Raw genomic sequence first — 224 nt, 5'->3', positions numbered from 1 at the left:
CCCCCGCCCGGCCGCCCGCGGCCCCCCCCGCCCCGGCCCTCGGCTCGCCCTCCGACGGGATCGCCGCCGAGGCGCGCGCCCGCGCGCCCGCCGGCCGGGTCCGTACGCCCCGCCCGGGCCCGGCGGTGCCGGGGCTGCTGGACCTGGCGAGCAACACCTCCCTCGCCCTCCCCCCCCCCCCGGACATCCCCGCCGCGGCGGCGGGGGCCGCCCGCCGGTGGGGC

General features: G+C 88.4%; 1 pseudogene. It reads left to right on the top strand.

Annotation, left to right across the window (positions count from 1 at the left end):
• Positions 1-224, top strand: a pseudogene (locus A4V12_RS38450) (8-amino-7-oxononanoate synthase); the annotation flags it as partial.

This window comes from Streptomyces noursei (genome assembly GCF_001646665.1).
In the GTDB taxonomy this organism is placed as follows: domain Bacteria; phylum Actinomycetota; class Actinomycetes; order Streptomycetales; family Streptomycetaceae; genus Streptomyces; species Streptomyces lavendulocolor.
This window is presented reverse-complemented; position numbering and strand designations above follow the sequence as displayed.